The sequence below is a fragment of the Amphritea sp. genome (assembly GCF_050300915.1).
In the GTDB taxonomy this organism is placed as follows: domain Bacteria; phylum Pseudomonadota; class Gammaproteobacteria; order Pseudomonadales; family Balneatricaceae; genus Amphritea.
On the sequence record NZ_JBNKYN010000004.1, the window covers coordinates 23,823 to 41,778 of the forward strand.

At 51.1% G+C, this 17,956-nt stretch carries 20 protein-coding genes; 6 read left to right on the forward strand and 14 right to left on the reverse strand.

Going from position 1 to position 17,956, the window contains the following annotated elements:
• Positions 1-4: 4 nt before the first annotated feature.
• From ACQY8X_RS01675 to ACQY8X_RS01690, 4 genes are all read right to left on the reverse strand, one after another.
• A complete protein-coding gene (locus ACQY8X_RS01675; protein WP_428033402.1) occupies positions 5-1,234 on the reverse strand; it encodes a DEAD/DEAH box helicase in 1,230 nt (409 codons plus the stop codon).
• 120 nt (positions 1,235-1,354) lie between these two features.
• Positions 1,355-2,059 (reverse strand): mobilization protein MobD, encoded by a 705-nt coding sequence (locus ACQY8X_RS01680; protein ID WP_428033403.1) that lies wholly within the window; start codon positions 2,057-2,059, stop codon positions 1,355-1,357.
• A gap of 128 nt (positions 2,060-2,187) precedes the next feature.
• A complete protein-coding gene (locus tag ACQY8X_RS01685; RefSeq protein ID WP_428033404.1) occupies positions 2,188-2,808 on the reverse strand; it encodes a class I SAM-dependent methyltransferase in 621 nt (206 codons plus the stop codon).
• Positions 2,809-2,829: 21 nt separating this feature from the next.
• A complete protein-coding gene (locus ACQY8X_RS01690) occupies positions 2,830-3,861 on the reverse strand; it encodes a diguanylate cyclase domain-containing protein (protein ID WP_428033405.1) in 1,032 nt (343 codons plus the stop codon).
• 305 nt (positions 3,862-4,166) lie between these two features.
• Between ACQY8X_RS01690 and ACQY8X_RS01695 the strand changes: the two genes are divergently transcribed.
• The 4 genes from ACQY8X_RS01695 to ACQY8X_RS01710 all read left to right on the forward strand — a co-directional run bounded on the left by ACQY8X_RS01695 (position 4,167) and on the right by ACQY8X_RS01710 (position 6,968).
• Positions 4,167-4,472, forward strand: a complete 306-nt coding sequence (locus tag ACQY8X_RS01695; RefSeq protein ID WP_428033406.1) for an ArsR/SmtB family transcription factor — start codon at positions 4,167-4,169, stop codon at positions 4,470-4,472.
• 63 nt (positions 4,473-4,535) lie between these two features.
• Positions 4,536-5,588 carry an alkene reductase gene (locus ACQY8X_RS01700; RefSeq protein ID WP_428033407.1) on the forward strand — a complete coding sequence of 351 codons (1,053 nt, stop codon included), beginning with the start codon at positions 4,536-4,538 and terminating at the stop codon, positions 5,586-5,588.
• Between the two features lie 172 nt (positions 5,589-5,760).
• On the forward strand, positions 5,761-6,435 hold the full coding sequence (gene pnuC, locus ACQY8X_RS01705; protein WP_428033408.1) for a nicotinamide riboside transporter PnuC: 675 nt from the start codon (positions 5,761-5,763) through the stop codon (positions 6,433-6,435).
• Complete coding sequence (locus ACQY8X_RS01710) at positions 6,435-6,968, forward strand: AAA family ATPase (protein WP_428033409.1); 534 nt, start codon at positions 6,435-6,437, stop codon at positions 6,966-6,968. The genes pnuC and ACQY8X_RS01710 overlap by 1 nt, the downstream gene beginning before the upstream one ends.
• 46 nt (positions 6,969-7,014) lie before the next feature.
• Here ACQY8X_RS01710 and ACQY8X_RS01715 read toward each other — a convergent pair whose 3' ends face one another.
• From ACQY8X_RS01715 to ACQY8X_RS01725, 3 genes are all read right to left on the reverse strand, one after another.
• Positions 7,015-7,878 carry an aminotransferase class IV gene (locus tag ACQY8X_RS01715; RefSeq protein ID WP_428033410.1) on the reverse strand — a complete coding sequence of 288 codons (864 nt, stop codon included), beginning with the start codon at positions 7,876-7,878 and terminating at the stop codon, positions 7,015-7,017.
• A 384-nt stretch (positions 7,879-8,262) separates the two neighbouring features.
• The gene (locus ACQY8X_RS01720; RefSeq protein ID WP_428033411.1) at positions 8,263-9,159 is read right to left on the reverse strand and encodes a LysR family transcriptional regulator; all 897 of its coding nucleotides are present in this window, start codon (positions 9,157-9,159) and stop codon (positions 8,263-8,265) included.
• A 103-nt stretch (positions 9,160-9,262) separates the two neighbouring features.
• Positions 9,263-9,724, reverse strand: a complete 462-nt coding sequence (locus tag ACQY8X_RS01725) for an Lrp/AsnC family transcriptional regulator (protein WP_428033412.1) — start codon at positions 9,722-9,724, stop codon at positions 9,263-9,265.
• Positions 9,725-9,864: 140 nt separating this feature from the next.
• Between ACQY8X_RS01725 and ACQY8X_RS01730 the strand changes: the two genes are divergently transcribed.
• Complete coding sequence (locus tag ACQY8X_RS01730; protein WP_428033413.1) at positions 9,865-10,911, forward strand: PLP-dependent cysteine synthase family protein; 1,047 nt, start codon at positions 9,865-9,867, stop codon at positions 10,909-10,911.
• A 155-nt stretch (positions 10,912-11,066) separates the two neighbouring features.
• Positions 11,067-11,639, forward strand: coding sequence for a hypothetical protein (locus tag ACQY8X_RS01735; protein WP_428033414.1), 573 nt, complete (start codon positions 11,067-11,069; stop codon positions 11,637-11,639).
• Between the two features lie 61 nt (positions 11,640-11,700).
• Here ACQY8X_RS01735 and ACQY8X_RS01740 read toward each other — a convergent pair whose 3' ends face one another.
• The 7 genes from ACQY8X_RS01740 to ACQY8X_RS01770 form a co-directional block, all read right to left on the reverse strand.
• Complete coding sequence (locus ACQY8X_RS01740; protein WP_428033415.1) at positions 11,701-12,555, reverse strand: DUF4392 domain-containing protein; 855 nt, start codon at positions 12,553-12,555, stop codon at positions 11,701-11,703.
• An 83-nt stretch (positions 12,556-12,638) separates the two neighbouring features.
• Entirely contained in the window at positions 12,639-13,577 is a 939-nt protein-coding gene (locus ACQY8X_RS01745; protein WP_428033416.1) for a biotin-dependent carboxyltransferase family protein, read from the reverse strand.
• Positions 13,574-14,284 carry a 5-oxoprolinase subunit PxpB gene (pxpB, locus tag ACQY8X_RS01750; protein WP_428033417.1) on the reverse strand — a complete coding sequence of 237 codons (711 nt, stop codon included), beginning with the start codon at positions 14,282-14,284 and terminating at the stop codon, positions 13,574-13,576. The genes ACQY8X_RS01745 and pxpB overlap by 4 nt, the downstream gene beginning before the upstream one ends.
• Complete coding sequence (locus tag ACQY8X_RS01755) at positions 14,281-15,015, reverse strand: 5-oxoprolinase subunit PxpA (protein WP_428033418.1); 735 nt, start codon at positions 15,013-15,015, stop codon at positions 14,281-14,283. The genes pxpB and ACQY8X_RS01755 overlap by 4 nt, the downstream gene beginning before the upstream one ends.
• 14 nt (positions 15,016-15,029) lie before the next feature.
• Positions 15,030-15,818, reverse strand: coding sequence for a putative hydro-lyase (locus tag ACQY8X_RS01760; protein WP_428033419.1), 789 nt, complete (start codon positions 15,816-15,818; stop codon positions 15,030-15,032).
• 316 nt (positions 15,819-16,134) lie between these two features.
• Positions 16,135-16,326: a hypothetical protein gene (locus ACQY8X_RS01765; RefSeq protein ID WP_428033420.1), complete on the reverse strand. Its 192-nt coding sequence runs from the start codon at positions 16,324-16,326 to the stop codon at positions 16,135-16,137.
• A 218-nt stretch (positions 16,327-16,544) separates the two neighbouring features.
• Positions 16,545-17,750, reverse strand: a complete 1,206-nt coding sequence (locus tag ACQY8X_RS01770; protein WP_428033421.1) for an EAL and HDOD domain-containing protein — start codon at positions 17,748-17,750, stop codon at positions 16,545-16,547.
• Positions 17,751-17,956 lie beyond the last annotated feature (206 nt).

A 17,956-nucleotide genomic window follows, 5' to 3' on the forward strand; every position in this document is an offset into this window, starting at 1 on the left:
CTCCTTATCGACGCCGTGAGCGCCCCGCAGGCTTGCCACGGCCACTCCGGTTCTGACCACCCCGGCTATTGCCTCTCTTTTTCGGCTGGGAGAAATCCTGATCAAGATTCGGTTCATATCCGGGTAACCACTGCTGCATCAGTGGGGTGTCGAGAATTTTATGAACTTCATCAAGCAGCCAGGTTTCATCGGCACTTAACAATGTGATTGCCAAACCGGTTTCACCCGCCCGGCCGGTGCGGCCAATACGGTGAATATAATCTTCAGCGTTATGTGGCAGCTCATAATTGATCACATATTTTAGTTGCTGAATATCCAGCCCCCGGGACGCGACATCGGTGGCGACCAGCACCCGGATGGAGCCATTTTTAAACCCTTCAAGCGCTCTTTCCCGGGCGCCCTGAGATTTGTCGCCATGTATCGCCTCGGTTTTCAGGCCGTCCTTACACATCTCTTTCGCCAGGTCATCGGCACCTTGTTTGGTGCGGGTAAACACCAGCACCTGTTGCCAGTTATTGGCGCCGATAAGGTAGGAGGTGATCTCACGTTTACGCGCTTTATCCACCTCGTAGGCGATCTGTTTAACCTGACTGGCGGCGGCATTGCGCTGGTCTACTTCGATCAGTAACGGGTTGTTTAATAGTTGCTGGCTGAGTTTGAAAATAGCGTCGTCAAAGGTTGCTGAAAATAGTAGTGTCTGACGGCTATCCGGTACTGAGCGCAGAATCCGTTTGATATCATCAATAAAGCCCATATCCAGCATCCGGTCGGCTTCATCCAGCACAAAGAACGCCAGTTGGCTGAGATCGATTGCCTCGCGGGAGAGCAGGTCAATCAACCGGCCGGGTGTGGCCACCAGTATATCAGCCCCCTGTTCGATAGCCTCCAGCTGGGGGTTGATGCTGACGCCGCCATAGGCGATCACGGTGTGCAGGGGCAGATGCTGGCCATAGAGTCTGAAGCTTTGCCCCACTTGCTGCGCCAGTTCCCGGGAGGGGGTCAGAATCAGTGCTTTAACCACCGGGGCAGGAGCGTTGATATCTCCTAACGCGTGCAGAATGGGCAGGGCAAACGCGGCGGTTTTCCCGGTGCCGGTCTGTGCTCCCGCCATCACATCCTGATGTTTCAAAACCGCAGGAATCGCTTCCAGTTGAATCGGAGTGGGCTGACTATAGCCTTTATCTTCGATGGCCTGTAGCAGAGCGGGGTGTAAACCAAATGATGCGAAACTCATGACCTGTGCCTTAATGTTTTAACAGGCGCGAGTTTAGCAGATCAGTTATCGATTTGCGGCTGAAAAATAGTTTGGAACAGAAACCGGGCCAGGATGGGGCTATCCTGGCCCGATAAACGATTATAAGTAACTGAGCAGAATACCTATCGTTTGATGTACTTTGTTCACCCAGACTTTGCTTCGTTGTCTCTCCATAATACCCAGATGTTCAACTTCGCTGTCTTTCAGGTTAGCTGCAGCCCAAAAGCTGAGCCCCAGTTTTTCAATTTTTTGCATCGTTGGGGTATGCAACGCGGGAATATAGAACTGATATAGCGGCATGCTTTCCCTATCGGTGTCCTGTAGCTGGGGTAGCGCTTCAATATTGGAGAAGTCGCTGCCGCGGCCCTGATTCTTCGCCACCAGGACGGTAAACTGATCATTGTATTTCGTGAGAAAGTTATCCAGCAGTTTGACCGAATCTGGCCCACTGTCCACGGCATACCAGTATGCCAGCTTGATGCCCATCTCTTCGCACATCTCAATGACCCCGTTTTCCTCAATCCAGCGGTCGAGAAAACGTTCACTTTGTGCCGGCAGGTCGATGAGAATATTGCAATCCTCCTCCAACGCCAGCTCCATGATCTGGTCGATGCTTTCGAAGTGGTCCAGGTTGATGGGGCGGGTGTAATCCAGATAATAACGACTCAGCGTCGGGTGCGACTGGTCTGCATCCAGACCAATATAAGGTATTCTGTTGTCCAGAAAGTATTGTGATAGCACGCGCGATAGTACTGATTTGCCTACACCACCTTTTTCTCCACCGACAAAGTGAATCATACTCATGAATTGTTTACCTGTAATAATCGTTTGTTGAGAACCTGCAGTATAAAATGCGCTAATGAAAAATGTATTTCAACCTATTGTATTGGAAGTTGTTTTTTTTCCATTAAAAACGTTGAAGTTGCACTAAATCAGGGCGTGCTGACCGCTTTTTCCGGTTTCTGGACAATAAAGTACGCATGCAATTCCGGGTGCTGGTCAAACTCCAGGTGGCGACAGATACAGCCTGAAGCGTCAATCACTTTCAGGAAGCCGGGGATGCCTAAGGTGGCGTAATAAACTTCAGGCCCCATAAAACTATCGCTGTTCTCATCAGGCGTATCGGTACCACCGCAGGAAAAGATACACACCCCGCCCGGGTTAAGGCTATTAAAAAGCTTTGTCATCAGCGCTTCCTGCTGTTCAAGGGGGACATGCCAGATGCTGTCCCAGGCGGTGATAAAGTCATAGCTTTGCGGCAATGCCCAGTCACAGATATCCTGATGGTGAAAGCGGATCTGCGGATGGCGTTGTCGGGCCAGCCGGATCATCTCATCTGAGATATCTACCCCTTCAATTGCAAAACCTTTTCCCTGCAACAGATCAATGAACCTGCCGGTACAACCGCAGCCGACATCTAAAGCGGTTTTCTGTTGTCGGGTAAAGGCAATCGCCCGCTCATGTTGGGCAATACCATTGGTGCGGTTGAATTTTTCGCTTTGCCACAGGTGAGTGATGCTGTTGTAAGCCTGGCCGATCTCGTTGGGGGTCATCTCTTCCTCCATGAAAAAACGTTAATGATCGCAGTCTGTCAGATGTTTTACCTGACTCGGACTAAAATGGCTGCTTTCCACCCGGTTCCGGCCATTCATCTTGGCCTGATAAAGCGCCTGGTCGGCGGTTTCGATCAGTGATAGTGGGGTTTCATTACGGCTTGCCAGGGTTGAGCTGACGCCGGCACTGATGGAGATCACATGGCAGGCTTCTGATGACTCATGAGCGATACTCAACTGGTATATTTTCTCCCGACAATCCTCTGCCATTTGCTGTGCTGCTGGCAGAGTTGTATTGGGTAGAAGCAGTACAAACTCTTCGCCACCAAAGCGGGCGCAAAAATCAGATTCTCGTTTTGCTATGCATGATAATGCTTTTGCTATCATTTTAAGACAGTCATCCCCCGCTAAGTGACCGTAGTGATCGTTGTATTGCTTAAAAAAATCAACATCGATCATAATCAGTGAGAGAGGGTGTTTCTCCCGCTGGCACCGGCTCCATTCATCCTCAAGTCGGCTATCGAAGGCGCGCCGGTTTGCAATCCCTGTCATCCCGTCCAGCACGGCTAACTTTTCCAGAGCCTCATTGAGGTGCTTCAGTTTGGTCTCGCTTTCCAGCAGTTGCGCTGTCCGTAGTGCCACTTCCTGCTCTGCGCTTTTCTGCGCACTGATATCGGTAATATAACCGCACCAGATGGTTGCTCCGTGCTTTTTCCGCAGGGTGGGTCTGGAGTTAATCAGAACCCATTTTAACTGACCGGAGGGTAAAATCACCCGCACCTGTGACACAAAAACGTCTTTGCCGCTCACTGATTTCAGGTCTTCAGCTCTGAGCTGATCAATATCGTCTGGATGCACGATGGTCCATAAGCGTTGGGTGTCTGCTATAAAATAGTCGGGAGGGTGGCCTAAGATATCCAGTGAGGTGGGGCTCATATACAGGAGTTCACTGTACTCTTTTGTAAACAGCACATATTCATAGAGTACCGCTGGCATCGTGTTAAGAAAGTCCTGCAGCGTCTCTTGGGTCAGGCTAACAGGCTTTTTTTTCAAGCTATGTCTCCGCTATACAACCCTCAGGGTAAATCCTGGAGAGGGTATTGAAGCACTAGAAAGTTTTTTCATACAGACCATTGTAGTTGCTTAACCCATTAATAGATAAACCAAATCTGTAGTATTGGGAAGATTTTATTGTGGTGCTTGTCTTTGTTGTGATCACCTGGAAATTGACACTGTCAGATGATCTTCAGTAACAAGAAGGTTGTATATCGAAATATTACGATATATATTTCGTTTTATCGCGATTAATAAATATAGTCGCTAATTATGTTAATCATAAAACAGTAACAAGGAATCAGATGAGCACTGCCGAACTTGATGAGATGATCAAGGCCCTGTCACACCCGGTGCGCAGGGATATTCTTAACTGGTTGAAACAGCCAGACATCTTTTTTGCTGACCAGCAGCACTCACTGAATCTGGGGGTGTGCGCCGGTATGATTGATCAGAAAACCGGTCTGTCGCAGTCCACCGTATCAGCTCACCTGGCGACACTGCAACGGGCCGGCTTTATCAGTAGTAAAAAGGTCGGGCAGTGGAGTTTTTTCACCCGCAATGAAGCGGTGATTCAGGATTTCCTGTCGCGTTTGAATGAACAACTTTAAGCCATAGGCTTTTTATCGCAGCCCCATCTTTATTGAACAGCTTTTGTAGGAGATAGATGACCGATGACAACCTTATTTGATCCACTGACTCTGGGTGATCTGACCCTGAAGAACCGTATTGTTATGTCCCCTTTAACCCGTTGCCGTGCCAGTGAAGGGCGGGTGCCAAACGCATTGATGGCTGAGTACTATCAGCAGCGCAGCAGTGCGGGCCTGATTCTCTCGGAAGCGACCTCGGTCACGCCGATGGGGGTTGGTTATCCTAATACGCCGGGAATCTGGTCTGATGAACAGGTGGAGGGCTGGAAGCTGATCACCGACGCAGTGCATCAGGCAGGCGGTCTTATTTTTATGCAGTTGTGGCATGTCGGGCGTATCTCTGACCCGGTTTACCTGGGTGGTGAACTGCCGGTTGCCCCAAGTGCGCTGCGTCCCGCGGGTCATGTGAGCCTGCTGCGTCCAAAGAAGGATTATGAACAGCCCCGAGCATTAGAGTTGAACGAGATTAAAGCGGTCGTTGAAGCTTATCGTCAGGGCGCTGTTAATGCCAGGGCGGCGGGCTTTGACGGTGTACATGTACACGGCGCTAATGGTTATCTGCTGGATCAGTTTCTGCAGGATAAAACTAACCTGCGGGACGATGAATATGGTGGCTCACTGGAAAATCGAGCCCGGCTGATGCTGGAAGTCACCGATGCCTGTATTGATGTCTGGGGTAAAGAGCGGGTTGCTGTGCACCTTTCACCGCGGATGGATGCCCACGATATGGGCGATTCAAATCCCCGGGAGACCTTTGGCTATGTCGCCACGGAGTTGGGTAAACGCGGTATCGCCTTTATTTCAACCCGCGAGCTGGAGGGGGAAGATAGTCTGACACCCTACTTAAAGCAGCTGTTTGGAGGTCCGGTGATCGCCAATGAAAAGTTCACCAAAGCGCAGGCTAATCAGTGGCTTGTGGATGGTAAGGCGGATGCCGTTGCATTCGGTATTGCATTTATTGCCAACCCGGATCTGCCAAAACGACTGCAGCTGAATGCTGAGCTGAATCCGCCGCGTTTTGAACTGTTCCACGCGTCGGGGGCGGAAGGGTATACTGATTATCCCGCGCTCGGCTAACAGGCCATCAGCAACGATAAACGCCTGCTGTGTGCAGGCGTTTTGCTGCCTGAATTATCAGCGAAGTGTCCTATTGAAGCGCATCCTGGGTTATAGTGTGCTTCGTTCGGCGTCGCTTCGCCCAAATATCAAACTGCCACATTCTGTCCTTCGAGAAATATGAAATACCGATATGGAAAATAACCTTCTGGCTACTATTGAGTGGCTGCAGCTGTTTGGCAGCACCCCTCTCGAAATTATTGCAACAATGAGTGCGATTTGTGGTGTTATCCTGATTGCCCGGCAAAACATCCTTGGCTGGCCGCTGGGTATCCTCTGGGCGTCTATCTCCGCCTGGCTGGCAATTACTGAGTGGCAGCTGGTCTCTGATGGTATTCTCTATCTTGCCTATATACCTATTCAGCTGTATTGCTGGATAGTGTGGATTAAACGGGGTTCCGCCGTGGAGCAGGGGCCGTTTGTACCTCAATGGTTGTCACCGAAACAGCAACTGTTCCTGGTTGCCGCCGCTGCACTCTGTATTCTTGGCTGGGGCCTGAGTATCTCGGTGCTGGCAGAAAAAATCAGCTGGATACCGCAGCCTTCGTTGTTATGGCTGGACTCAGTGACCACCGTATTAAGCTTTTTTGCGCAGTTTCTGCAGGCCCGTAAACGGATGGAGAACTGGGTGGGCTGGTGTATCGTCAACGTGCTCGGCATCTATATCTACTGGATTAAAGAAGCCCCTATCTACTCATTTCAGTATGCGATTTTTCTCGGGCTGGGGCTTTACGGCTGGATGCAGTGGCATCAAGCCCAGAGGATTGAATCATCGCGTCTGCAGTCAGTTACTGCAGGAAATCGCTAGTGCGGATTGTGATTACGGGGGCAGAATCGTCCGGCAAAAGTACACTGACTGAATATCTGGGCAGGACGCTGAAACTGCCCTATGCGCTGGAGTATGCCCGCTATTATCTGGAGCAATATGGCCCGGACTATGACCTTGCAGGGTTAACCCGGTTGAGTGTGCTGCATCAGCAATATCAGCAGACAGAAGTGAGTTGTGATGCTGCCCTGGGTATTTTTGATACTGATCTGATCAACTATAAAATCTGGGCTGAAGTGGTTTTTGGCTGCTGCCCTGAGGTAATCAGCGCCGGAATCGGGATGGAATCATCTCATGTGTATCTGTTATGTAAGCCTGATCTTCCCTGGGAGCCGGATCCGTTGCGGCAAAATCCGGATGACCGGGAACAGCTTTACCAGCGTCACTTGCAGGAGATTAAGCGCTTAGGTCGTCCTTTTGAAATAGTTGAGGGGGCAGGTGAGCGGCGTCTGGCAAATGCAAGCGCGGCGGTTAAACGATTGATAGCGAAGGCGACGTCTTTGCATCAGGCATAAAAAAACGCACCGGCCGGTGCGTTTTTAGTATTCAGTCTGCTATCAATCAGAAATCAAACTTAGAGGCAGTGTAAATCTGGAACGCTTTTTCCCAGATTTCACCGACTTCACCGTTACCGATTGGCTTGCCATCCAGTTTGGTCACCGGGGCGATCTCCTTGGAAGAGGAGGTGATCCACAGCTCATCTGCATTACGCACTTCATCCATAGTGACGGTACGCTCTTCAACTTTCAGAGAGCCGTCTGCCTTGATGCTGTCGATGATGATGCGGCGGGTAATACCCGGCAGGATCTGGTTGTCCTGAATAGGGGTGATAATCACGCCATCTTTGACGATGAATGCGTTACAAGAGCTACCTTCGGTCAGTTCGCCTTTGGCGTTGTACAGCAATGCTTCGTCGTTACCGGCAGAGTAGCCTTCCTGGAAGTGGATAACGTTGCCCAGCAGCGCAGTCGATTTGATGTGGCAACGCTTCCAGCGCAGATCTTCAGTGGAGATCATGCTGTACTGGTGTACCTGAGTGCGGTCAACCGGCTCAGGGTCTTTAATGCCAAACGCAAAACAGAAAATTGTAGGCTCTACACCTTCTGGGTAAGCGTGGTAGCGCTTCACGTCAGTACCACGGGAAACGTGCACATAGACACCCAGGTTTTCGCCCAGATCGCTGTTTTTGGCGATCAGGTCGTCCAGCAGGGTTTTCCACTCTTCAGCAGTGTGCTTGTTCTTGATCTCGATTGCAGCCAGGCCGTTGATCATACGGTTGATATGAGGCATCAGACCAACAGATTTACCGTTGTAGTATGGGATAACTTCGTAGATACCGTCACCGAACAGGAAACCCCGATCCAGTGGAGAGATGCGGGCTTCTTCTAGTGGCAGGTATTCGCCATTCAGGTAAGCAATGCTCATATTAACCTTCCTTAAAACGTGTTAGGGACTTTGCCCGACAGATGCCACAGAAAATATATCAACGGCAGTATAGTCGCAGTGCAAGGGTCCGGAATAATTTGACACTGAGTGGCTGCAAAAATTTGATCCTGAACGATCTGGGGCAGCTTCCGGGTCACGTGATTATACAGAGAACTGTGCTGTGCTTTTGGCTGATAGCAAGCGGTTCTCTGTGGTTGTCTGACTTTTTGGGTTGGTCTCAGTCTCTAAGAAAAGAGGAAAAGTTGCAATAGCTGTAGAAAGATAAGAAAAAAAATCTGTATAGTCTTTCGTGGCAGGGTTTATTGTTGTGTATTTATATTATTTAGGTGTAAACCCTGTTGTTGATCTGGTAAAGACGACGTTTTAGTGCTGCTTGCGACTTGTGCTGACAATAACTTCCCGGCCGCTTTTCGCCAGAAGCTGGGGAAGAATCCTGTCATCATCGAGCCTCCAGCAGGCGCAAAATGCCAGCTCAGGGGGCTTCGGGCCCGGGCTGAACTGGGTTAGCCGTCCCTGTTGCAGATGCGTGCGAATGACCGGCTCTGGCAGTAGTGCCATGCCTGCACCTTCCAGCGTCAGTGTCAGCAGGTTAGCCACCGAGCTGCAGGTATGAAATACCGGGGTTTCATCCAGGGGGCGGAACAGTTGCTGCAGATAGTCCCAGGGGCGGGTATCGCGGGGAAAGCTGAGAATGGGGGAGCGAATCAGTTCTTTGACACTGCTGACCGGGTTTCCGGCCAGACGTTCAGGGGTTGCAACCCAATATTGGGGATAGCTGCACAGGGGTTCTGTCACCAGCTCCGGCAGATCACTATGGCCTGCGACCATCAGTGCAAGATCAAGTTCATGCTCCTGCAGCTGCCGGGTGAGTGTCAGGGTAACATCACTGATTAGCTCAAATGACATCAGCGGGTGTTGCTGCTGCCAGTTCCGCAACAGAGGTGCCAGATACAGGTGTGCCAGAGTGTCGGTAATACCTATCCTGAGGGTGCCTTTCTGTGGGTTCTGATCGGTGATCTGCTGCTTCATCTCCTGACTGATCGCAAGTAGTTTCTCCGCGTAGGGCAGCAGCTGGACCCCACGGGAGGAGAGTCGGGTGCCACTTTTATCACGGATAAACAGTTGCGCGCCCAGCTCCTCTTCTAAGGCGTGAATGCGCGCTGAGATGGCCGGTTGGGTTGCATGCAGTTGCTGGGCAGCGGCATGAAAGCTTCCCAGCCGGGCAACTTTAACAAAAGTGTTCAGGTTTCTCAGGCGCATAAGTCAAAGCTCGGCAGATTATGGTGTCACTATATAGAAGCATCGCTCCACTTTGAAGCATAGACACGGCGCAACCCAGGGAATGACAGCGGCGCTTACTGCATCAGCAGTTTGTCAGTGGCAGTCGGGTCGAGAACTTTATCTCCTCCATGGCAAAACTGGAAGTGACATCGGTTAACCCCTCGACTTCACTGATCAGTTTTTTATAGAAGCGGTCAAAGGACTCAATATCTTTGGTGGCCACCCGCAGCAGATAGTCCCACTCACCGGCCATGCGGTAGCATTCCATCACCTCATCAAACGCGGCAATGGATTCGGCAAAGCGAGTCAGCCAGCGCTGTTCATGCTGCTGGGTTTTAATATGCACAAAGACAGAAACACCCGCGCCGACTTTGGCGGCATCCAGCAGGGCAACCCGGGATTTAATTACACCGCGCTCTTCCAGCCGCTTGATCCGCTTCCAGCAGGGGGTGGTTGACAGGTTAACCCGTTCAGCGATATCGGAAACGGGCAGGGTCACATCCTGCTGCAGAAGAGTAAGAATTGTCTTATCGGTAGAGTCCATAGAATAATAATCTTTATATGTGCTTATATAGGTAAAATTATTCTACAAAGTAACGGTTTTAGCCAGCATAAAGCAAAAAATATCTCTCTGTTCCTCTCTATACTGCGGTTGTTGATTCAATGATTTAAGGAGTGGCAGTTATGAGTGTGTGGAGCGAACAGGCGGTCGCCCGGATAAAGGCGGATGCACAGCGTTCAGCGGATACCCATCTGATTAAACTGGAGATTCCTGCACTGGCGGGAATTGACCTGTACCTGAAAGATGAGAGCAGCCATCCCACCGGCAGTCTGAAGCATCGTCTGGCCCGTTCGCTGTTTCTCTATGCGCTGTGTAATGGGCAGATTAATGAAGATACCACTGTGATTGAGGCTTCCTCTGGCAGTACTGCTGTATCGGAGGCCTATTTTGCCCGGATGATCGGCGTTCCCTTTGTCGCAGTGATGCCCCGTAAAACGGCGAAAGCAAAAATCCGGCAGGTTGAGTTTTACGGCGGTCGGTGTCACTTTGTTGATTGCCCGACACAGATGCATGATGCTGCGCAGGCGCTAGCTGGAGAGTGTAACGGTCATTTTATGGATCAGTTTCGATATGCAGAACGGGCGACCGACTGGCGGGGCAATAGCAACATTGCCGAGAGCATCTTCCGGCAGATGAAGCTGGAATCGCACCCGGTGCCTGCTGCCATTGTCATGAGTGCCGGTACCGGCGGTACCACGGCAACTCTGGGACGCTATATTCGCTATAAGGGGTTCAGTACGACACTGATGGCGGTCGACCCGGAAAATTCGGTTTTCTATGATGTCTGGCAGACCGGCGACCGTAATATTGAGCTTAAGCAGGGGAGTCGCATCGAAGGGATCGGTCGCCCCCGGGCGGAAGAGTCGTTTCAGCCGACGGTGATCGACCGGATGCTGAAGGTGCCGGATGTTGCGTCGGTGGCGGCGATGCGCTGGCTGGAACAGCAAACCGGCCGCAGAGCCGGGGCGTCAACCGGAACCAATCTCTGGGGCATGCTGACGCTGGCGGCCGAGATGCATCAGCGGGGAGAACAAGGCTCTCTGGTTACCCTGATCTGTGATGGCGGTGAGCGTTATCTGGACAGTTATTATGATGACGAGTGGGTTGCTGAAAATATTGGTGATATCTCTGAGTATCAGTTACAGCTGAAAAAACTATCGGGTGAATAGAGAATCTTGTCAGAGGGTTGCGTATGGCTGGCAGACGCCCCATCAGAAGCTGACCAGCAGTGAGATTGTCATCTTGCAAAAACCCTCTGGTGGGGTAGATATAAGCTTGGTATCATCAGCCTTTTGGTGAATTAATACTCAATGTGGGTGAACGTATGGACATGGATGTATATCAGGCGCCGAAGGCAAATCTGGTCGATGAGGGGCCGTCACAGGTCCGTTTTTATATTGTTAAACCCAGCAAATATCTGATTCTCAGTATTGCCACGATGGGTTTATACAGTCTTTATTGGTTTTACATGCACTGGCAGCAATACAGAACATCGACAGGTGAAAAGGTCTGGCCCGTTCCCCGTGCGTTGTTTGCGATATTTTTCACTCACTCCCTGTTTAAGAAATTTGATCTCAGTCTGAAGGAAAGGGGGGCTGATTTTCAATGGTCACCGGGGACGCTGGCAACGATCTACGTGATTACCGCGGTGGTCACTCAGGTATTTGATAGCCTGTCTTCCAAAGAGATTGGCTCGCCCTATACTGATCTGCTGTCGTTAGCGCTGTTACCTGTGACTATCTGGGCGCTTTATCGTGCTCAGTGTGCGGCTAATATCGCCAGTGGAGATCCCCAGGGCGAATCTAATGCGACTATCACCGTCTGGAACTTCATCTGGATTCTGTTGGGCATTGGGCTGTGGTCTCTGTTGTTGTTTGGCTTGTTTCTGGTGATCTGAATAAGCTGATTCTGACACAAAAAAAAACCGCCATCGGCGGTTTTTTTAATGATGCATGAAATCAGTTGGTGTAACCGATCAGCGCCCGTAGCCCGGCGATCACACTGTCGCCCTCGGACAGCGGCAGGCCATCTTCGGTGAGCTGGTTAATCCGGGTGACACCGTCAACACTACCCAGCTTAGACAGATATTCGATAATCGCTAATGGATCGATCTCACCCAGCAGGTCGCGGCCGCTCCACAGGCTGAAGAAGGTGATCAGACCGTAAGCACCCCAGTTGGATACGTCGGCGATCAGCAGTTCATCAACACGGGTTGCTGCCGGGGTGATATCCAGCCCTTTAATCGCTTCGGTGATATTACCCATACCGATCTCGTTGCCACCATCGCCGATGCCGATGGTTGGGCATTTAGCATTGTTAACGAAGGTGTCGAAACAGGCAGTGCGTGCGCTGATGCTTTCACCGCGCATATTGTAGTAACCACCATCTTCAGCTTGTCCCGGACGTTCAATCGACAACACTGCATCCGGGTTGTAGTTGTAGAGCGCCTTGAACGCTTCCAGGGTGCGTTCCTGGTGCTCACCCACACGGATCTCATGCACCCGGTATTTGTCCATCAGCGCCTGAGAAACCGGTGGGCCACAGACGATAACGGGGGTCGCTCCCAGTTTTTCCAGAGCGTCATAGAGGGCGATAGCACCCAAAGGGCCATCGGTTTCAAAGGTGTCTACCACCGGAAATCCGGTGCCGATCAGCACATGGCCTCTGCACTTATACAGGGTGCGTGCTGCCCGCAGATAGTAACCGGTAGACAGTGCTGGCTGGACCGTTTTCATGCCGCGCAGGTTGCGGGATACCAACAGGTCTTCTACCTGTTTGCTGAGTACGACTTCATTGATCTGATTCTGTGACATCGAGAGTTCTCTCATCTTTATTCTGTTCGTTAGCCGGAGTGCTACAGTGACCGGCGCTGTTATCTAGCTGTTTCAGAGCCGGGTTATTCAACCGGCTCCGGAAGCGTATTGTTAAACCGGATATGTGCCAGGCAGTGCAGGTTATGGGCATCATCAATGGTTATCTCATCAAAAGAGATGCGTGAGCCGGGCATCATCTGCGCCATACGGGCGGTATCCATCGCGATCATTGAGCCGATCTTAGGGTAGCCACCAATGGTCTGACGATCATTCAACAACACAATCGGCTGACCATCGGCCGGTATCTGAATCGCGCCGTGGCAGATACCTTCTGATAAGATTCCGTCAAATGAGGGCTTCACCTCTGGGCCTTCCAGACGGTAGCCCATGCGGTCTGCCCGGTCGCTGACTTTATATTCGCTGCTGAAAAACAGGCGTTTCTGGTAGTCACTGAACGCGTGCTGTTGATAACCGGTGATAACCCGCAGACTGATATTGTCACGATAGTCCGGCCGGTCTGACTCAGGCAAACGATAGCCCTTATGTTTTACCGGTGGGTTACATTGGAGAAAGTCGCCTTGTTGCAGTTTTTCGCCGCTAAAGCCGCCAATCCCTTCACGGGTGACGGTGGCGCTACTGGAAAAGCTGTGTTCGACCTGAAAGCCTCCGCTCACCGCGAGATAAGCGCGGGCCCCCTGGGCTGAAAAACCGACTTCGATCTTGTCGCCCGCTTTAACCTTATGCGCATGCCAGCGTTCCTGTTCAACGCCGTTAATCTTCAGGGGCATCTCTGCTCCGGCCAGCACGATCTGCGCGTCTGTCTCTGCTTCCAATACCAGACCCCCGAAACTGATTTCCAGCGCGGTGCTGTTCATCGGGTTATCCACTAAACGGTTAGCCCATTTAAACGCCAGCGAGTCCAGCGGACCACCAGTGGTCAGGCCGATACGATGATGGCCAAAGCGGCCAGCATCCTGAATCAGTGTCAGCAGGCCAGGTTGTATTACTTTAAAGCCGTTCATCTGATCTCTCCCAGTTCGCCGCCCTGGGCAAAGAACTCTTCCTGGCTGATCGGATTAAAGCGGATCCGGTCACCTACCTGCACCGGCATGGTCGGAGTCGCCTTAGGATCGAACATCGGTGTTGGACAGAGGCCGATCAGATTCCAGCCGCCGGGTGAGACCGCTGGGTAAACTGCGGTCTGGCGGTCGGCAATCGCGATGGCGCCACGGGGCACTTTAGTTCTTGGGGTGGACAGACGGGGCGCAGCAATGCGCTCATCCACTTCACCCAGATAGGCAAAACCGGGGGCAAAGCCGATGGCGTAAACCCGGTATTCCATCTCGCTGTGTATTTTGATTACCTCTTCAATACTCAGATCTGCCCGTTGCGCCAGTGCTTCAAGGTCTGGTCCTGATTCGGTGCTGTAATAGGCCGGCAGGATTACCAGGTTGCCTTCGCTACTGTCACACTCTCCCAACTGACCCAGCACTTTTCGAATGCAGCTGCGTACGGCCAGATGATCGGTGGCCAGCTGATCGTAGATCACCAGCAGTGACGCATAGGAGGGCACCATATCGATCAGTTTACCGCTTAGTTCGCTCTCGAGAATGGTAACGGCCTGCTGTACCTGGGCAGACACCCGGGGATCGGTTTTATCACCGAAATAGATAATCAGGGCGTTTTCGCCAGCGACTTCGATGCGGACATTATTACAGGCTGTATTCATGAACTGATCAACCCGCGAATTTCCTGGATGGCGTTAACGCCGTCCATATTATCGCCGTGGACGCACAGGGTATCAGCGCGAAGCGTCAGGATTTCGCCGCTAACGGTGGTAACGGTACCCTGTTCTTTCAATTGCTTAACCTGGGCGAGCATCTTCTCTTTGCTGTGCACTGCGCCGGGCTTCGTCCGGGCCAGCAGCTTGCCATCATCGTCATAGCAACGGTCGGCAAAGATTTCAAACCAGAGTTCAAGGCCGATGCTGTCTGCTTCCTGTTGGTGTTGCTCTGCCTGAGGGGTGCTTTGCAACATCAGCACCAGTGGGCGGTGATATTCCGCCACTGCCTGCATAATGGCGGCGCGAATAGTGGTATCGGCCATCATATCGTTGTACATCGCACCATGGGGTTTAACGTACGTCAGTGCCAGCCCCTGGGTTTGCGCCATGCCATCAATTGCGGCAATCTGATAATGCAGCATCGCTTTGAGTTCGGCAGCAGATGCTTTGATGCTGCGACGGCCAAAACCGACCAGGTCAGGGTAGCCGGGGTGCGCACCGATAGTAACGTTGTTAGCTTTTGCCAGCGTCAGTGTTTTTTGTAATACCAGAGGATCACCCGCGTGAAATCCGCAGGCGATATTGGCCTGGTCGATATGCGGCATCACCGCTTCATCGAGACCCATCTTCCAGGAACCAAAGCTTTCACCCAGATCACAGTTAAGTCGTAAAGACATATTCAGTCCTCCTGTTACAGCACAGCCAGGTGGCTGTTAGGCAGATCAGTAATCAGCATGTGGCCAGGGCTGTGGGTGATACAGAGTTCAGGCTTAGCCTGTTCAATGGCCACCTGAGGGGTTACCCCGCAGGCCCAGAATACCGGTAGTTCACCCTCTTTAATGGTAACGGCATCGCCGAAGTCGGGGGTGTTGATATCACGGATACCGATCTGAGACGGATCGCCCAGATGCAGGGGGGCGCCGTGTACTGAGGGGAAGCGGGTGCAGATCTGTACCGCGCGAATCGCATCAGCAGCTTTCATTGGACGCATGCTGACAACCGTGGTGCCACTGAAACGTCCTGCACTTTTGCACTCGATATTGGTGCGATACATCGGTACGTTGACGCCTTCAGTGATGTTGCGCACTTCCAGACCATCGGCAATCAGTGCTTCTTCAAAAGAGAATGAGCAACCCAGCACGAAGGTCACCAGGTCATCACGCCAGTAGGGTTTCAGGTCGGTAACTTCTTGCGTCAGAATGCCGTTCTCGTAAATACGGTATTTAGGAACATCGGTGCGGATATCTATGTCCTGACCGAGATCATCAAGCATGAACTCACCTGGCTGGCTGGACATGCCAACAATCGGACAGGGCTTAGGATTCTTCTGGCAAAACATAAGAAAGTCATTGGCCCACTCTTTCGGCATAATTGCCAGGTTTCCCTGTACGAAACCCTGTCCATAGCCGGAGGTATTGCTGGTAAATTCACCGCTGCGAATCTGCTGGCGGATCTGAAAAGGAGTCATCTCTTTTTTCATCGGTTAAGCCTTAGTCTGCGGGCCGCTCGGCGGCAATAATATAAAGTTTTCTGGCGCTCTGCTTTCAGAGAAAGCAGAGCCGGAAAGGGATAGCCTGACAATTTAACTGTGTACCGTGCTTGTCAGGTGACGTTAAGTTGTTCTGATAAGGTAATAGCTTAGACCCTACTGAGATAAGTGGGCGACAGCGCTCAGGAAAGTATTCAGAAAAGTGTCTGAATCGCAGGGGTAGGGGCGGCTGTCCAGGATCACTGGCCAGCCAGTTAACTGAAACTCTGCAGATGATCAGAACTCAGTTATGAAACCTGTTGTGTGACTACTGCGTAGCCATCCACTGTTCAACCTGCGCTTTGCTGCGACCGAAGAACACCACACGCGCCGTTGAACTCAGAGCCCCGTTATATCCGATAGTACGACGGTAAACCCACCAGCTGTTTGCGGCTTTCTCAATGATCGCGTCAACGTGACGTAGTTGCTGAAATTGGTCCAGCGGCATCATTGTGCTCATGGTATATGTCGTGCTCCTGATAGAATCTTAGCTATTATCGATGTTTAGCGTATTGTTACGTGACCGCTGCTGACTGTCTAATGAATAATCGCTTACCTATCTGATAAACAAACTTTATCAGATAGATTGGTCTTGCTGAGGTGCTATCTACAGTAACGAGTAGCCTGGTTTGTTGAAGAGAGATCATCAGGCGAAGAACGAAACGATTTCGGGTACGTTTAAGCTAATTTTCCCATCGACTCTCTAACCCAGACGATACTGTCCAGATAAGCCTGATTGAGAGTCTTTGCAGAATAGCTTTCTGGAAGTGCGTTCCACTCTCCCATTATATAGCTGTCCACAGTGGTCAGCAGTTCACCATATACACCTTCACCAAACTGAATTGCGGAGACCAGCTGGTCACTGAGAATAACATGTTGCAGGATTTCATCTTTAGGGGTGTCCAGTAGTGAATCAAGGCCTGCAAATATGCCCATCATGAAGGCGCTTGGCTCAGATATTCCAGCGAGAGAGGCGGCCATCAGTTCGCACATTCTGGCGCGGATAAGGGTGTGTCGGGTGAGTTCATCCGGCTTTCCCATCTCACCGGAAAACGCGATCAGCGCGCACCAGCGTTTGATCTCTGTGATGCCCAGTATGACTACGGCTTCTCCAAGACTTTCAATTTTTCTCACCAGGTTAAACAGCGGTGAGTTGACGATGCGAAGGAGTTTATAGGTCAGCTGCGGGTCGCGTTTAACGACCTCCTCAATCGCGGCTGTTGTCACGTTCGGGTCGGCTAACAGGGACAAAAGCTGAACCATTACGACTTCACTGGAACTGAGTTTTCGCCCCTCAATGATTTGAGGCCGGCACAGAAAATATCCCTGAAAGAGTTTAAACCCCAGCGCTTTGCAACGGTCAAACTCTTCGAGGGTTTCAATTTTTTCGGCCAGCAGGGTAACGTTAAAGGGCTTGAGAAGCTCGACATGTCGGACTAGCTCTGCGTCGCTTAACTGCAGTAGATCCAGCTTGACGATGTGAACCATTTGCAGAATCGGGTCGTACTGAGGGCTGTAGATAAAGTCATCCAGTGCCATACGATAACCCGCATCAATATAACGCTGTATGCTTGAGATAAGCATGTCATCAACGTCCATCCCCTCAAGAATTTCAAGCACGATATGTTTACGGGATATCTCTGGAATATGATTTGACTTCAGCATCTCTTCGGTGAGGTTGATGAACACCGGGAGCGTTGACAGTTTGCCAGCCCGACAGATACTGGTGTAATTGTTTAACAGCACCTGAGAGGTAGCACTGTTACCATCAATCATGGGGCAGTAGGACTGACAATCTCTGTCACGGTAGAGCAATTCATACGCAACAACGTTGAGAGTTGCATCAAAAATTGGCTGTCGGGCCATGAGTATATCCTTCGCCATCGGTAACTCCTTAAAAGTGTCCGGTCAACCGTATTTTTTCTCTGCACATTGATGTTCACCCTCAGGTGAATTATAGCTACTTTAAGAGTAATTAAGCTCTTCTCTATCACCAGATTGGGTTTTGCTCATTTTTGATCTTAGGCGATAGCCACAACCTCTGTCGATCATCTTTAATTAGTACCAGACCTGATGTGCCAGAACGTCAC

Coding starts and splice junctions, on each gene's coding strand:
- ACQY8X_RS01675 (WP_428033402.1), bottom strand. CDS start 1,234: ATGAGTTTCGCATCATTTGGTTTACACCCCGCTCTGCTACAGGCCATC.
- ACQY8X_RS01680 (WP_428033403.1), bottom strand. CDS start 2,059: ATGAGTATGATTCACTTTGTCGGTGGAGAAAAAGGTGGTGTAGGCAAA.
- ACQY8X_RS01685 (WP_428033404.1), bottom strand. CDS start 2,808: ATGACCCCCAACGAGATCGGCCAGGCTTACAACAGCATCACTCACCTG.
- ACQY8X_RS01695 (WP_428033406.1), top strand. CDS start 4,167: ATGAGCACTGCCGAACTTGATGAGATGATCAAGGCCCTGTCACACCCG.
- ACQY8X_RS01700 (WP_428033407.1), top strand. CDS start 4,536: ATGACAACCTTATTTGATCCACTGACTCTGGGTGATCTGACCCTGAAG.
- pnuC (WP_428033408.1), top strand. CDS start 5,761: ATGGAAAATAACCTTCTGGCTACTATTGAGTGGCTGCAGCTGTTTGGC.
- ACQY8X_RS01715 (WP_428033410.1), bottom strand. CDS start 7,878: ATGAGCATTGCTTACCTGAATGGCGAATACCTGCCACTAGAAGAAGCC.
- ACQY8X_RS01720 (WP_428033411.1), bottom strand. CDS start 9,159: ATGCGCCTGAGAAACCTGAACACTTTTGTTAAAGTTGCCCGGCTGGGA.
- ACQY8X_RS01725 (WP_428033412.1), bottom strand. CDS start 9,724: ATGGACTCTACCGATAAGACAATTCTTACTCTTCTGCAGCAGGATGTG.
- ACQY8X_RS01730 (WP_428033413.1), top strand. CDS start 9,865: ATGAGTGTGTGGAGCGAACAGGCGGTCGCCCGGATAAAGGCGGATGCA.
- ACQY8X_RS01735 (WP_428033414.1), top strand. CDS start 11,067: ATGGACATGGATGTATATCAGGCGCCGAAGGCAAATCTGGTCGATGAG.
- ACQY8X_RS01740 (WP_428033415.1), bottom strand. CDS start 12,555: ATGTCACAGAATCAGATCAATGAAGTCGTACTCAGCAAACAGGTAGAA.
- ACQY8X_RS01745 (WP_428033416.1), bottom strand. CDS start 13,577: ATGAACGGCTTTAAAGTAATACAACCTGGCCTGCTGACACTGATTCAG.
- pxpB (WP_428033417.1), bottom strand. CDS start 14,284: ATGAATACAGCCTGTAATAATGTCCGCATCGAAGTCGCTGGCGAAAAC.
- ACQY8X_RS01755 (WP_428033418.1), bottom strand. CDS start 15,015: ATGTCTTTACGACTTAACTGTGATCTGGGTGAAAGCTTTGGTTCCTGG.
- ACQY8X_RS01760 (WP_428033419.1), bottom strand. CDS start 15,818: ATGAAAAAAGAGATGACTCCTTTTCAGATCCGCCAGCAGATTCGCAGC.
- ACQY8X_RS01765 (WP_428033420.1), bottom strand. CDS start 16,326: ATGAGCACAATGATGCCGCTGGACCAATTTCAGCAACTACGTCACGTT.
- ACQY8X_RS01770 (WP_428033421.1), bottom strand. CDS start 17,750: ATGGCGAAGGATATACTCATGGCCCGACAGCCAATTTTTGATGCAACT.